Below are 14,298 nucleotides of genomic sequence, written 5' to 3'. Positions count from 1 at the left end.
GCCGCTTAACCTGCCCTCTCTTCCGTAAACGGGAAAGAGGGCAAAAGACTATCGTCCTTACCTCTTTCCGCCGCAGGCGAAGAGAGGTCGACTAGCGCAGCGTAGTCGGGTGAGTCAACGAAGCGCGCAAGATCATTTGGGCATTCCCGCTATCCAGCGGTCGAGCTTTTCACTCACACGCCTATAGGCCTTAAGCGCAAAGGCCGGTATCCGTTTCACTCCCTAACGCAGGCTCGCAAATGCCGCCATCACGCACGTCATTGCGAGGAACGAAGCAATCTCTATACTATACAGAGAAAACAAACAAATCCGCTCTGCTTATGTAGAGATTGCTTCGTTCCTCGCAATGACGCTTGAAGATAAACCCTGTCCAATTTTCTGCCATCCTGTCACCGTTATTTTGACTTTTTCTGACGGGATAAAGTTTCATTCTCATTCATTTCACGAATATTAGCTGCCAAACGAATATTGGCACAAGCATTGATAAATAGCTATAGTATATAAAATATCAATCAAGAAAAAACAATATAATGGCTAAAATTATTGGAATCGACTTAGGGACAACAAATTCATGCGTAGCTGTAATGGAGGGTAACGAACCTGTAGTTATACCTAACAGTGAGGGTAAGCGTACTACACCATCAGTAGTTGCATTTGTTGACAACGGCGAACGTAAAGTGGGTGACCCGGCGAAGCGCCAGGCTATAACCAATCCTACAAAAACTATTTACTCTATAAAACGCTTTATGGGTAACAACTTTAACGAAGTTACTAAAGAAGCATCTCGTGTACCATACAAAGTGGTTAAAGGCGACAACAACACCCCACGTGTTGAAATTGGCGACCGTAACTATACTCCACAAGAAATTTCAGCAATGATCCTTCAGAAAATGAAGAAAACTGCTGAAGACTTTTTAGGTACCGAAGTTACTGAAGCGGTTATTACCGTTCCGGCTTATTTTAACGATGCACAGCGTCAGGCTACTAAAGAAGCCGGTGAAATTGCTGGTTTAAAAGTACGCCGTATTATAAACGAACCTACTGCTGCTGCCTTAGCTTATGGCTTAGACAAAGCACACAAGGATATGAAAATTGCTGTATTTGATTGCGGTGGTGGTACACATGATGTGTCTATCCTGGAATTAGGTGATGGCGTTTTCGAAGTAAAATCAACCGATGGTGATACTCACTTAGGTGGTGATGACTTTGACCAGGTTATTATCGACTGGATGGCTGACGATTTTAAAAACGACGAAGGTATTGATCTGCGTAAAGATCCAATGGCTTTACAACGTTTAAAAGAATCAGCTGAGAAAGCTAAAATTGAATTATCAAGCACTGCTCAAACAGAAATTAACTTACCATATATCACTGCTGTTGATGGTATGCCTAAACACTTGGTTAAAACTTTAACCCGTGCTAAATTTGAACAATTAGCTGATAGCTTAATCAAACGTACTATTGATCCTTGCCGTTCAGCATTGAAAAATGCAGGCTTAAAAACTTCTGATATTGATGAAGTGATCTTAGTAGGTGGTTCAACCCGTATCCCTGCTATACAGGAAGCGGTTGAAAAATTCTTCGGTAAAGCGCCTTCAAAAGGTGTAAACCCTGATGAAGTTGTAGCAATTGGTGCTGCTATTCAAGGTGGTGTATTAACCGGCGAAGTTAAGGATGTGTTATTGTTAGATGTTACCCCGCTTTCATTAGGTATTGAAACTATGGGTGGTGTAATGACCAAATTAATCGAGGCTAACACAACTATCCCCACTAAAAAATCTGAAACATTCTCAACCGCGTCTGATAGCCAGCCGTCAGTAGAGATCCACATATTACAGGGTGAGCGCCCAATGGCTGCGGGTAACCGTACTATAGGCCGTTTCCACTTAGATGGTTTACCACCAGCACCTCGTGGTGTGCCTCAGATCGAAGTAACATTTGATATTGATGCTAACGGTATATTACATGTGGCTGCTAAAGACAAAGCAACAGGTAAAGAACAAAACATCCGTATCGAAGCTTCTTCAGGTTTAACTGATGCTGAGATCAAACGTATGAAAGATGAAGCTGAAGCTAACGCTGATGCCGATAAAGCTGCAAAAGAAGAAGTTGAAAAACTTAACGCTGCTGATGCCCTGATCTTCTCAACTGAAAAACAATTGAAAGAATATGGTGATAAAATACCTGCAGATAAAAAAGCGCCTATCGAAGAAGGTTTGAAAAAACTGAAAGATGCTTTTGCTTCTAAAAACTTAGCCGACATTGAAGCTGCTCAAAATGAGTTAAACACTTCATGGACTGCTGCATCTGAAGATATGTACAAAGCTGCTGCTGACGCAGGCCAGGCACAACCAGGCGCTGACGGACAAGGTGGCCCGGAAGCTCATGCTGAAGGCAATGCCGACAACGTAACAGATGTTGACTTCGAAGAAGTAAAATAATTCTCCCTATCTCCTAATAGATAGAAAAACTAAAAATCCCGGTTGGAAATTTCAACCGGGATTTTTTTTGTTTAATACTTCTAAAAAAAGGGTGTCATGCTGAGCGTAGTCGAAGCATGTGCGTAAAGGCCTGCCCACATGCTTCGACTACGCTCAGCATGACACCCAATTATTGAATTAATATTGAACCTTTATCTCTTTACTATTATTAACAAACGTGCTGTAATCTGTACCATCTTTAACATTCGGGTAAAGTTTAACAGATTCACCATTCACTTTAAATGTTTTCACGTTGCCTTTAAAGCCATGCAGTACTAGTTCAATCTTATTGTATTTCGATGGGAAAGAACCTTCAGTCGCACCCAATGTTATCTCTGATTTTTTAGGATCAAAGCTGATGGTACGTTTGTAGAAAGTGCCTTGCTGATAATCATACGATGAACCGTCATCTTCATAATAAACATAGCTATTAGCTTTTGAGCCGTACCATATGTTTATCTTTAAAATACCATCTCCTTTTTCGTTTGTACTTTGTACCAGGCTTTGCATTGGGATGATGGCGCTTCCTTTAATAAACACCGGCAGATCAGTTAAAGGTGCTGGTGCTTTAATTATTTTGCCGCCCTTAAATTTCTCGCCTGTAGTTAAACGGTACCATTCGCCTTTTGGCAGATAAACATCTTCTATCAATTTAGTGCTTTCAACCGGTGCCACCATAATAGCATCGCCAAACATAAATTGATTTTGGAAATGCTCTGAATAAATGCTGTCTTCCTGCGTATAGTTAATGGCTAATGTGCGGCTTATTGGTAAACCCGTTAAGTGCGATTGATAAAAGCTTGAATAGATGTATGGCAATAATTTATAACGCTGCTCAATATCTTTCCTGATGATTGCCTCGTTTGCTTTGCCCCAGCGCCAAGGCTCACGGTATTTGGTACCCTTTGCAGCGTGGTTACGGAACATCGGCGTATAAACACCCAATGAATTCCAGCGGACCATCAGCTCTGGTGTAGGGTTGCCTGTAAAGCCCCCAATGTCAACCCCTACTAATGACATGCCGGTAATACCCAAACTGTTTACCATACGCTGCCCTAACAGCATGTGCGCGTCATAAGCCGAGTTATCACCTGTCCAAACCGCCGAATAGCGTTGTGTGCCTGAATACGCAGCACGGGTTAACACAAATGGGCGTTTATTACCTAATATCTTTTTAGTACCTAAATAAGTGCCCTCCGCCATTTGCATGCCATATACATTACGTATTTCGGGCATATAAAACTTGCCGAACTTTACCATCCATGGTATATTTTGCCCCCATGCCGCGGGCTCATTCATGTCGTTCCAAAAACCCTCTACGCCGGGCTCAGTAAGCGCTGTAAATGATGCTCCCCACCAGTCGCGTACCGCTTTATCAGTAAAATTCGGAAAATAGCAACGGCCTGGCCAAACACTGCCTATGTATTTTTCACCATTAGGATAAGTAGCGAAGTAGTTATTGGCAACGCCTTCATCGTGTTGTTTATATCCATCCTCAACCTTTATTCCCGGATCAACAATGGTAACCAGATGAAAATCCATGGCTTTCAATTTATCTATCATCCCCTTCGGATCAGGAAAAGTGGTTTTGTTCCAGGTAAATATTTTGTAATGATCCATGTAATCAATATCACAGTACATTACATCGGCAGGTATTTTATCTTTTCTAAGTCGGTCAGCAATACTTAAAACTTCGGCAGCGCTGGTATAACTCCAGCGGCATTGCTGGTAACCCAAGCTCCAAAGTGGTGGCATTTCCATGCGACCGGTTAGCCAGGTATAGTCCTCAATAATCTGCGCTACGCTTTGCGCACCGAAGAAATAATAATTCATATCACCTGCATCCGCGCCATACCAACTGGTTTGTTCATCGGTTGATGCACCGAAATCAAAATAGCTTTTATGGGTATTATCAAAAAACAACCCATAAGTTAACCCGCTATGCATCCCCACAAAAAACGGGAAAGTTTCATATAAAGGATCGGTTGTTGGGCCGTGGTTAGGCGCATCGGTATTCCAGTTTACATATGAACTGCCTCTGCGGTCAAGGTTTCCGGTTTTCTCTCCTAAACCAATAAAGCGTTCGTCTTTGTATAACTTACGATAGTTAACCACCCTTGTGCCCTGCCAGTTTGTACCAAATCGCGGATCATCCTGACTTAACGCTTTTCCATCGGCAGTATAAAAATTAAATCTTAACGGCGATTTGTTAATAACCAGTTTTAAAGCTGATGTGGTCAATTCAACATCTTTGCCGTTCTCTTTATATTGCAAATCTCCTTGTGGCTGTTGTACCACGGCAAATGAAGTATCAATGCTATGCTCCTTACTAATACTTACCCTGATGATAGTAGGGCTATATATCCAAACCCTTGCTTCCGCTTCTTTTGTTTTGATGACTAAAACATTGTTCTCTTTATTGATGCTCTCCGCATTTCCTAAAATTTGTACATCCATATGTTGTTGAGCAGATAGATTTGATGAATAAACTGCTAACAGAATAACGAGCGACAAGCAATAACGTTTCATTTTTTAATAATTGGTATTTTCAAAAGTAGCAATTATCCGGGAACGTTGCCGGAAACATTTAGTAATATTCTTTAAACAAAAAATCCCGCCGAAGCGGGATTGTAAATATCCTGTAAATCTAAAAAATCCGTTAAATCCTGGTTCAGACTTATGCCCAAAGATTCTCCGGATAAACACCACTGTTTACCAAGTCAGAGATACATTTTTGGACGATAGGCTTATCTTCTTTATAAGTAACACCAAACCATTTTGATGCAGTTGGAATAACTTTGAATGATGCTAAGTTACTTTTTATAAGCTGATCGGCAACCAAAGGAATAAAAAATTCCGATTTTGGTTTATCCTCATTAGCCGCAACAAAATCACGGAACATTTGCTCGCTTTGTTTAAATACAGCCGGAGTAAATCCCCAGAAATTCATGGATACACGGGTATCTGTTGATAAAGGAGTTTCAACACCACCTTCTTCATACACCACGCCACCATCTTTTGCAAAATAAACCTGGGTACGCTCGTTAATCTCAACCATATTGCCATTGTCATCAACCTTACAAACACCACGAGATACTGATCCGTAATCAGACAAGGTTTTATCTATCTGGTAACCTATTAATGAATATTTATCATCAGCAACTTCAGTGGTTAAAAATTTAGCCATCTTTTCGAACGAATCATATCCGTAAAAATCATCGGCGTTAATTACACAAAAAGGTTCGTTTATCTGGTTGCGGGCAGCTAATACTGCATGGGCAGTGCCCCATGGTTTAGCGCGTTCAATCTCTTTATCGATACCAAAAGGCTTTAAATCGTAGCTTTGGTAAACATAATCAGTTTCAATACGTCCAGCTAACTTAGGTTCAAAAATAGCCTTAAAGGGTTCAGCAAATTCTTCGCGAATAATAAAGCTCACTTTTCCAAATCCTGCTTTAATGGCATCATAAATTGAATAATCAATAATGGTTTCGCCATTAGGGCCAAAGCCATCAACTTGTTTCATGCTGCCATAGCGGCTGGCCATACCTGCAGCCAGTATTAATAATGTAGGTTTCATAGTATTTTTAGAGGTGATAATTTATAAATGTAAATATGACATTTTAAAACGACTTTTACTATAGTGAAGACTTATTTTGGTAAAAATTGTTTTAAAATCTATTTAATATATCTAAAATCCTGCCCTGCTTTAATGTTTAGCAGCGATTCATATATCAAGCGTATAACGTTATCCACATCTTCTTTGTGTATCATTTCTACGGTAGTATGCATATAACGTAAAGGCAATGATATTAATGCTGAGGGCACGCCTCCGTTTGAATAAGCAAATGCATCAGTATCAGTACCGGTAGATCTTGATGATGCCTGGCGCTGGAATGGAATTTCGGCTTTTTGCGCAGTTTCAATCAATAGCTTGTTCAGATTATTTTGCACTGCAGGCGCATATGACACTACGGGTCCCTTACCGCAAGCCAGATCGCCCTGGGTAATTTTGCTGATCATCGGGGTTTGGGTGTCATGCGTAACATCAGTTACAATAGCCACATTTGGTTTAATATGATGGGCAATCATTTCCGCCCCACGCAGGCCTATTTCTTCCTGAACAGCGTTTACTATATATAAGCCAAAAGGCAATTTCTTTTTGTTCTCTTTAAGCAGACGTGCAACTTCAGCTATCATAAAGCCACCTGCACGATTATCCAATGCACGGCCAACGTAATAACGGTCGTTAAGGATCATAAATTCATCCTCGTAAGTAATTACACAACCTACGTGGATACCTTTTTTCTCTACTTCTTCCTTTGATATGCAACCGCAATCCAGGAATATGTTTTTCAGCGATGGCGCTTCTTCTTTCTCACCTGCTCCACGGGTGTGGATAGCTGGCCAGCCGAAAACTGCTTTTACGATGCCATTATCGGTATGAATATTTACACGCTTTGAAGGTGCTATCTGGTGATCTGATCCACCATTACGGATAACATAGATCAAACCATCACTGGTGATGTAATTTACAAACCATGAGATCTCATCAGCATGAGCTTCGATAACAACTTTATATTCGGCTTTTGGGTTGATGATGCCTACCGCTGTACCATAATTATCTACATAATGTTCATCAATATAAGGGGCGATATAATCAAGCCATAATTTTTGACCGGTAGATTCAAAGCCTGTAGGCGATGGATTATTTATATAGTTCTCAAAAAAAGCAAGAGAAGTTTCGGTTACAACAGGAGAGTGCTTCGCTGTATCTGATTTTTTTTTAGCCATGTGTGATTGGCAGCCATTTGCGTTTAGCCACACGCAAATATAATAAAGCTGAGGATAATGCTATATATTAAATAAACCTATTCGAATTTATTGATGCCTTAACATTTACTTTATATGCTTACTGTTACTTTGCATTAAGTAATTTTTTTTCAGAAAATTAGTTTAGTTTGGTTAGAAGCCGGTTGTAGTTAGCCGGCTTTTTTATGCGATATATTTCTCCATAGTCTCGTAGTCCACACACCCCTTTTCAAAAGTTTTTCCAGTTTGTACAAAACCATGTTTTAAATAAAATGGGATTGCGGTAAACCTTGCATTACACCATAAACGCTTACCACCTTCGCTTAAAGCAAAATCAGTAATATAATTCAGCATCACACTACCAATACCCATATTCTGCGCGGATGGATCAACTGCTACCTTTCTGAATTGAAAATCATCACCATTTTGGAACAAAGAAATAACACCCACCAGCCGATTACCTTTAAAGGCGCCAAAATGTATTCCGCTTAAGTCTTCTTCCAGGCCCATATCATACATATCACGTTCAGGATATAAAACCTTTTGCCTTAATATCCAGGTAAGTTCGTGGCGTATTTGTTCTATTGATACTTCTTCCATTTGTGCTATTTTATGCCAAGATATAAAAACCTGTTAAACAAAAAACCCGGCTAGGCCGGGTTTTAAATTATTTTGCTGTCCAAACATTGTTGTCCGGGTTATAATCCGGGAATACATTGTCAGGGTCGTATGTAACAGATTGTATTTCTTCTGTTGATGGATATTTGAATGTCCAGCTGCTAAAGCGCTCCCATATTTCAACAGGGAACTTTACGCGATCCATTTTACCACTCTTCAGTTTTATTTCAAGTACAACCGGCATTGCCATTTTATCAAGGTTATCAATGGTGATCAATGCACCTTTAGCAGGGTCATTATCTACATATTTAACATCGCTAACAGCAACGTCTAAGCGCCAGTTGTTCACGAACCATGCTCTCCAAAACCATTGCAAGCTTTCGCCTGATACATTTTCCATTGTGCGGAAAAAGTCATCCGGTGTTGGGTGTTTATAAGCCCATCTATCTATATAAGTTTGAAATGCACGATCAAAACGCTCAGGGCCTAAAACTTGCTCACGCAATAAAGTTAAAGCCATACTTGGTTTGTAATAAAGTAATATCCCTGTGTTTTTTTCTTTTAAGTCTGCGGGCTCTGTCATTACCGGCTCAAGATCAGGCGAAGTTATTACCGGGCCAATATGATGCATATCCATTGGTTTTGCCGGTTTATATTCACCATTATTAAAATTAGCCGTTGACAGTGTATTGATAAAAGTATTAAATCCTTCATCCATCCAGCCATATAAACGCTCATTTGAACCAACTATCATTGGGAACCAGGTGTGGCCAAACTCATGATCGTTTACCCCCCATAAGCTTTTGCCCTTAGCGGTATATCCACAAAAAACTATACCCGGATATTCCATACCGCCTACAATACCCGCAACAACCGTAGCATTTGGGTATGGATATTCAAACCATTTAGATGAATTAAATTCAAGTGATTTTTTCACATACTCTGTTGAACGGCCGTAAGCATCGTTACCATCGCTTTCAACCGGATAAGCTGATATAGCCATTGCTTTTCTTCCGCTTGGCAGATCCAGTTTTGCCGCATCCAGAATAAACGCTGCTGATGAGCCCCACGAAGCATCACGTGCATTTTTAATTTTAAAGTGCCAGGTTAATGTGCTTTTGCCTGATGGGCGGGATGCAGCGTCGGTAACTTCTTTAGCACTGCGAATAATAACAGTTTTTTCGCTTTCTGACGCATCATTCCAACGTTTTAGTTGCTCTGCAGTATAAACCTCTGATGGGTTTTGCAATTCGCCTGATGCCACTACGATGTGATTAGCCGGTGCGGTAATGCTTAAATCAAAATCACCATATTCTAAATAAAACTCACCCGGGCCTGTGTAAGGTAAGGTGTTCCATCCCATTATATCGTCATACACACACATGCGCGGGTACCATTGTGCTATCTGGAATATCTTCCCGTTTTTGGTTGATAATACGCCCATGCGGTCTGATCCATAATCAGGCGCAATAAATGACCATTCTATCTCTATTTTTGCTTTAGCCCCATTAGCTTCCAATTCTTTTGGTAAAAAAACCTGCATACGGGTATCAGTAATCAGGTATTTCACATCAACACCATCAACTTTAACTGATTTTATTTTGTCGCCTGCATCAAATTGTTGGCCACGCCCCCAGTTACGGCTACCGGTTAAAGGCACTATAGCTGTACCTCTTGAATCAGATTTAAATAAATTTTGTTCAACCTGCATCCATAAAAAGCCAAGCTTTTGCGGGCTGTTATTGGTATAGGTTACCGTTTCCGAACCGGTAATTTCATTAGTTTGATCATTAAGTGAAGCAGCTATTTGGTAGTCCGCATGGTTTTGCCAGTATTTTGGGCCCGGTTGGCCATCAGCAGCGCGGTATTCATTACCATTCTTGCTATAAAAGAAAGGCGCGAAAGCGTCACGATAATTGTATTTGGTTTCGGGTGTGGACTGCGTAGTTGTCGCCGTGGGTTGTTGCTGCGCAAATGAGAAATTCACAGCAATTAATAAAGCTGGCAGAAAACCAGCTATTAGTTTTAATTTCATTATTAGTCAGTTAAAAATTCTGTGACTAATATAGTATAAAATAAATTAAAGGAGCATGGGTAAAGTATTTGTTACCCTACCACTAACTCCTATCGTATTAAAAACCAAACAATTGGTTACTTTTTGAAATGTGCTTTATAAGCGGGTTCATCAAAACCAAAGAACAAAAAACCACCATCTTCAATAACCGGCCTTTTTATCATGCTGGTTTTTTGTTGCATTAATGGTAATGCTTCAGCAACTCCTTTTACGCTTTCTTTTATCGCAGGGTCGAGTTGTTTCCAGGTCAGGCCTTGTTTGTTCATGAACTTTTCATAACCTGCTTTTTCATTCCACTCATTAAGCTTTTGTTCGCTTATACCCAATTTTTTAAAATCATGAAACTCATAATCTACGTTGTTAGCTTTAAGCCAGTCGAGTGCTTTTTTTACTGTATTGCAATTTGTTATTCCGTAAACCTTCATCTATATATTAGTTATTGCTGCTTGATTTTCCTTTGGTATCATCATTATTAATACCATGCTGATTTTTCTTAATATCACTATTCAGCTTGCCAAATTTATAACTTAATCTTATAGCAAATGTGCGGTAAGTATTATAATTGTTATTCTCCTGGTAGAAATCAGTGGTGCGTGTGTATGAATTGCCAATCCAGAATTTACTCCATGGGTTGTTAGCTACAAATGATATGGTGGCGTTCTTTTTTAGCAGATCCTTGCTGAAAACATAAGAGTTAAAAATAAAATAGCTTGTTGTCCCCTGCAAATTAACATTACCACTAAAATAACCAGAATTGGTGCCTATGCGGTAGCCATCGTCGAATTTATACGATATATTGGTAAACATATTACCTACATAACCGGTGTTTTTATCTAAACTACCATCATAAACCCCTTTTAACCATACGCGGTTAATCTGGCCGTTTATACTAAGCGATAACTTTGTGGTGATAGGATAATTGGTATTTACATTTAAACCTAAGCTGCTATTACTCCCCAGGTTTTCGTACGTTGAGTAGGTAACGTTGTCGCCTGTTAAGTTGCTGACATTTTGTATTGAGTTGTTTGAGAAAGAATAACTAAGCCCAAGGTTTATTGATCCCTTTGAAAACTGGCTGTAATTAAGTTCAAAAACATGGTTTAATTCCGGCTTAAGATCAGGATTCCCCTGAGTGATAAATTGCGGGTTTGATCGGTTCACGAACGGATTTAATTGATAAATATCCGGTCGTTGGATACGTTCAGTAAACCCGAAATTGATGCTACTGGTACTTGTTAATGATCGTTGTATGGAGATTGACGGGATAAGATTGGTATAACTAGTTTTTAACGTAGTATCAACAGAACTAAAATCAGCGCCAACCGTGGTTTCTTCTAATCGAAGTCCCGCCTTAGCTGTCCATTTGGTTAATTTTAGTTGGTACGAGTTATATACGCTGTAAATATTTTGATGATAGGTGAAGTCATTGCTTTGTGTTGGATCAAGCTCAAACTCATTGCTTTTGTTATTAAGCGTATCTGACTGAAAATCACTGAAATCATTTCGCAAGATAGCCTTTGCTCCCGCTTCTATGCTGAACTTCTTGCTCAATGGTTGGGCATAATCCAACTGTATGGTATGCTCGCGGGTACCTGCATTGTTGTATTGGTTATAATTTGATTGAGGATAGTTAATGGTATCGCTAAATCTGTTATTGGTTATTTGCGTGTTTGGCGAATAACTGTACTTATAGGAAAGCGTCAATAATTGATCTTTACTCTTTTTAAATCCTAATTGATAATTAAGACTTGCATCAAATCCCTGATAATGTGAGTTGGCTAAATCATTTTGATAGTATTGTTGCGTGATGGCATTATTCAACCTTGTTTGAGTAAGCTCGTTTGAGATTTGGCCATTTTTATCCGTTTCATAATCAACAGAAGCGGTAAGCAAATTCAAACTATCAATTTCATAACTAAAATCACCATTAGCATATTTATAATTGCCATTATAACTATTTACGCCCGATTGGGATAAAACCGAATTATCGCTAAAAAATGTTTCCGTACCATTATAAGGGGTTACCGTTGTATTTTGACGACCTGCACCGGCATAACCGGAGAAGCCAAACTTACCTTGTTTAACGGTTCCGTTTAAATTTACACCGGGCCCTCAGGCTGTATTGTACCGGGTATTAATGCCTATATTATAGCCTTCATCTATATTCTTTGTGGTGATTATATTGATGATACCTGCCAAACCCTCTGCATCATACTTTGCGGGTGGGGTTGTTATAACCTCTATCTTTACAATATTAGTTCCGGGCATTGAACGCAGCACATCTGATGGATTCTTAGCCAACAAAGCCGATTCCTTACCATTGATTAATATTTTATAATTACCGCTACCTTTTAACTGGATATTATCGTTAGCATCAACCGTTAACAAAGGTACTTTGCGCATCATATCAAGCGCGGTTACAGATTTACTTTCCGGGTCGGCGGCTACATTGTAGCTAATTCTGTCAACTTCCTGGGTCATTAATGGTTTAACTGCTGTAATAACAACATCTTTTAATTGACTTGTTGATGCCTGCATAATTATCTTGCCAACATCAATGGTATTATTAGCTCCGGTTATCGGCAATATTTTGCTTTGATAACCAACAAAAGCTAATACCAATGTATATGATTTACCGGCAGGTGCTTTTAACTCAAAACTGCCATTATCTTTAGTTAAATTGCTTTTAACAGGCGTATTAGTTTTGGCATCCTGTAAAGCAACAGTAACATAACCGAGTGGTTGTTTACTTACTGAATCGATAGCGATACCCTTAACTGTTAAATTTATTGGTGCATTTTGCGCGGCAGACAAAAAAGAAATAGAAATAAAAAGTAGAAGAAATAGAAATGCTTTCATTAGTGATATTAAAGTTATTTAGGTAGACACATAAATTTCGTGTCCGTTACAAAAAACAGCAAAGAATTCTACTTTTTTCCTGGAAGAAAAACGATTTAACAAACTTTAACCAGGCGGTTAAATATTCTTAACACTTGCTACTTATTGTAGCGCGTCATGGTAAGTTCGGTACCTGCGGTGGCAAAACTTTTGATCATTTCGATAGAACGATCAATTAATGCAGGGAGCTCAGGTTGCTCATCCTTATCAAATCCGCTTAAAACATAATCAACCTGATGACCTTTGGGATAGTTATCGCCCACACCAAAACGCAAGCGCGCATATTCATTATTGCCAAGGGTTGTTTCAATATGTTTCAATCCGTTGTGACCCGCAGCGCTCCCTTTAGGTTTTAAGCGCAGGGTGCCTAAAGGTAAGGCGATATCATCAACCAATACCAGCACATTTTCAATAGGGATCTTTAATTCCTTCATCCAATAGTTTAGCGCTTTCCCGCTTAGGTTCATGTAAGTGGTGGGTTTTATCAGGCAAAGTGTACGGCTTTTATACGGCACTTCGGCGTAATAGGCAAGGCGCATATTGTAAAACTTATTGTTTTCCTGCTTTACCAACTCATCCAATATCATAAAGCCAATGTTATGCCGGGTATCAGCATATTCGGGCCCTATATTTCCTAAACCAACTATCAGATATTTCATTTGTTATGCGAAGATATATATTTAAACAAAAACAGCGATAAGTTTCCTTATCGCTGTTAATCTTAAAGTCAAAATTAATCAGTTTAATCTGATCAATCCAGAAATCGTGTTATTTTTTACCTGCTGCTTCTTGTTCAGCCTGACGTAATGCACGTGAAGTAGTTACCGAAACGATAGTATCTTCTTTAGCATTAGTAATTGTTAAGTTAGGAAGGTTGATTTCAGATACTTTTACTGATTTACCAACTTCTAAACCTTCAATACTTACTTCAATAGCATCTAAGTGATCTTTAGGTAAAGCATTGATGCGTAGTTTTCTTAGTTTTTGAACTAATTTACCACCAGCTTTAACACCTGAAGAGCTTCCTGTTAATTTGATCGGAATTTCGATAGTTACAGGCTTTTTCTCATCTAATAACAGAAAATCCACGTGGATAATTTGCTCTGTTAATGGGTGAAACTGAAGATCTTTAATGATAGCCTGTGAAGTTACACCAGCAATTTGTAAATCGATGAAATGAACAACCGGTGTATAAACTACGGCTTTCAAATCAGCTGCGGACACTGCAAAGTGGGTTTGGGTTGGCCCACCGTAAAGTACTGCCGGTACCAAGGCTTGGTAACGTAGTTCTTTAGCGTCTCGTTTCCCTACGTTCTCTCTTAGAGAACCGCTAATAGCAATTGATTTCATTTGTTTGTTTTAAGCCTCACCCCAACCCCTCTCCGGTAGAGAGGGGCTTTAATGAAAAGCTGTTAT

At 39.4% G+C, this 14,298-nt stretch carries 11 protein-coding genes; 1 reads left to right on the top strand and 10 read right to left on the bottom strand.

Translation table 11 applies throughout. From position 1 onward, the window contains the following. The first annotated feature begins 530 nt into the window (after positions 1-530). Positions 531-2,441 carry a molecular chaperone DnaK gene (dnaK, locus tag GSQ74_RS16655; protein WP_158995362.1) on the top strand — a complete coding sequence of 637 codons (1,911 nt, stop codon included), beginning with the start codon at positions 531-533 and terminating at the stop codon, positions 2,439-2,441. Between the two features lie 177 nt (positions 2,442-2,618). On the opposite strand, the gene GSQ74_RS16650 is transcribed toward dnaK, so the two are convergent. From GSQ74_RS16650 to GSQ74_RS16605, 10 genes are all read right to left on the bottom strand, one after another. Next, on the bottom strand, positions 2,619-5,009 hold the full coding sequence (locus GSQ74_RS16650; RefSeq protein WP_158995361.1) for a glycoside hydrolase family 31 protein: 2,391 nt from the start codon (positions 5,007-5,009) through the stop codon (positions 2,619-2,621). 148 nt (positions 5,010-5,157) lie between these two features. Then, the gene (locus tag GSQ74_RS16645) at positions 5,158-6,060 is read right to left on the bottom strand and encodes a sugar phosphate nucleotidyltransferase (protein WP_158995360.1); all 903 of its coding nucleotides are present in this window, start codon (positions 6,058-6,060) and stop codon (positions 5,158-5,160) included. Positions 6,061-6,158: 98 nt separating this feature from the next. Then, positions 6,159-7,274 carry a M42 family metallopeptidase gene (locus GSQ74_RS16640; protein WP_158995359.1) on the bottom strand — a complete coding sequence of 372 codons (1,116 nt, stop codon included), beginning with the start codon at positions 7,272-7,274 and terminating at the stop codon, positions 6,159-6,161. A 201-nt stretch (positions 7,275-7,475) separates the two neighbouring features. Further along, positions 7,476-7,892 (bottom strand): GNAT family N-acetyltransferase, encoded by a 417-nt coding sequence (locus tag GSQ74_RS16635; protein ID WP_158995358.1) that lies wholly within the window; start codon positions 7,890-7,892, stop codon positions 7,476-7,478. Positions 7,893-7,959: 67 nt separating this feature from the next. Next, positions 7,960-9,945, bottom strand: coding sequence for a M1 family metallopeptidase (locus GSQ74_RS16630; RefSeq protein WP_158995357.1), 1,986 nt, complete (start codon positions 9,943-9,945; stop codon positions 7,960-7,962). A gap of 116 nt (positions 9,946-10,061) precedes the next feature. Further along, on the bottom strand, positions 10,062-10,409 hold the full coding sequence (locus GSQ74_RS16625) for a Spx/MgsR family RNA polymerase-binding regulatory protein (RefSeq protein ID WP_158995356.1): 348 nt from the start codon (positions 10,407-10,409) through the stop codon (positions 10,062-10,064). A gap of 7 nt (positions 10,410-10,416) precedes the next feature. Then, positions 10,417-11,883: an outer membrane beta-barrel family protein gene (locus GSQ74_RS16620; RefSeq protein ID WP_371724539.1), complete on the bottom strand. Its 1,467-nt coding sequence runs from the start codon at positions 11,881-11,883 to the stop codon at positions 10,417-10,419. A 213-nt stretch (positions 11,884-12,096) separates the two neighbouring features. Then, positions 12,097-12,843 carry a carboxypeptidase-like regulatory domain-containing protein gene (locus GSQ74_RS16615; RefSeq protein ID WP_158995355.1) on the bottom strand — a complete coding sequence of 249 codons (747 nt, stop codon included), beginning with the start codon at positions 12,841-12,843 and terminating at the stop codon, positions 12,097-12,099. 137 nt (positions 12,844-12,980) lie between these two features. Next, the gene (gene pth, locus GSQ74_RS16610; RefSeq protein ID WP_158995354.1) at positions 12,981-13,541 is read right to left on the bottom strand and encodes an aminoacyl-tRNA hydrolase; all 561 of its coding nucleotides are present in this window, start codon (positions 13,539-13,541) and stop codon (positions 12,981-12,983) included. 109 nt (positions 13,542-13,650) lie between these two features. Then, a complete protein-coding gene (locus GSQ74_RS16605) occupies positions 13,651-14,232 on the bottom strand; it encodes a 50S ribosomal protein L25/general stress protein Ctc (RefSeq protein WP_158995353.1) in 582 nt (193 codons plus the stop codon). Positions 14,233-14,298: the final 66 nt, after the last annotated feature.

It is taken from the genome of Mucilaginibacter sp. L196 (assembly GCF_009765905.1).
Lineage (GTDB): Bacteria > Bacteroidota > Bacteroidia > Sphingobacteriales > Sphingobacteriaceae > Mucilaginibacter.
Note: the sequence above shows the minus strand (reverse complement) of the source record. Positions and strands in the feature narration are given on the sequence as shown.

Excerpts from the sequence above, each read along its gene's own strand:
- dnaK (WP_158995362.1), top strand. The coding sequence starts at position 531 with ATGGCTAAAATTATTGGAATCGACTTAGGGACAACAAATTCATGCGTA.
- GSQ74_RS16650 (WP_158995361.1), bottom strand. The coding sequence starts at position 5,009 with ATGAAACGTTATTGCTTGTCGCTCGTTATTCTGTTAGCAGTTTATTCA.
- GSQ74_RS16645 (WP_158995360.1), bottom strand. The coding sequence starts at position 6,060 with ATGAAACCTACATTATTAATACTGGCTGCAGGTATGGCCAGCCGCTAT.
- GSQ74_RS16640 (WP_158995359.1), bottom strand. The coding sequence starts at position 7,274 with ATGGCTAAAAAAAAATCAGATACAGCGAAGCACTCTCCTGTTGTAACC.
- GSQ74_RS16635 (WP_158995358.1), bottom strand. The coding sequence starts at position 7,892 with ATGGAAGAAGTATCAATAGAACAAATACGCCACGAACTTACCTGGATA.
- GSQ74_RS16630 (WP_158995357.1), bottom strand. The coding sequence starts at position 9,945 with ATGAAATTAAAACTAATAGCTGGTTTTCTGCCAGCTTTATTAATTGCT.
- GSQ74_RS16625 (WP_158995356.1), bottom strand. The coding sequence starts at position 10,409 with ATGAAGGTTTACGGAATAACAAATTGCAATACAGTAAAAAAAGCACTC.
- GSQ74_RS16615 (WP_158995355.1), bottom strand. The coding sequence starts at position 12,843 with ATGAAAGCATTTCTATTTCTTCTACTTTTTATTTCTATTTCTTTTTTG.
- pth (WP_158995354.1), bottom strand. The coding sequence starts at position 13,541 with ATGAAATATCTGATAGTTGGTTTAGGAAATATAGGGCCCGAATATGCT.
- GSQ74_RS16605 (WP_158995353.1), bottom strand. The coding sequence starts at position 14,232 with ATGAAATCAATTGCTATTAGCGGTTCTCTAAGAGAGAACGTAGGGAAA.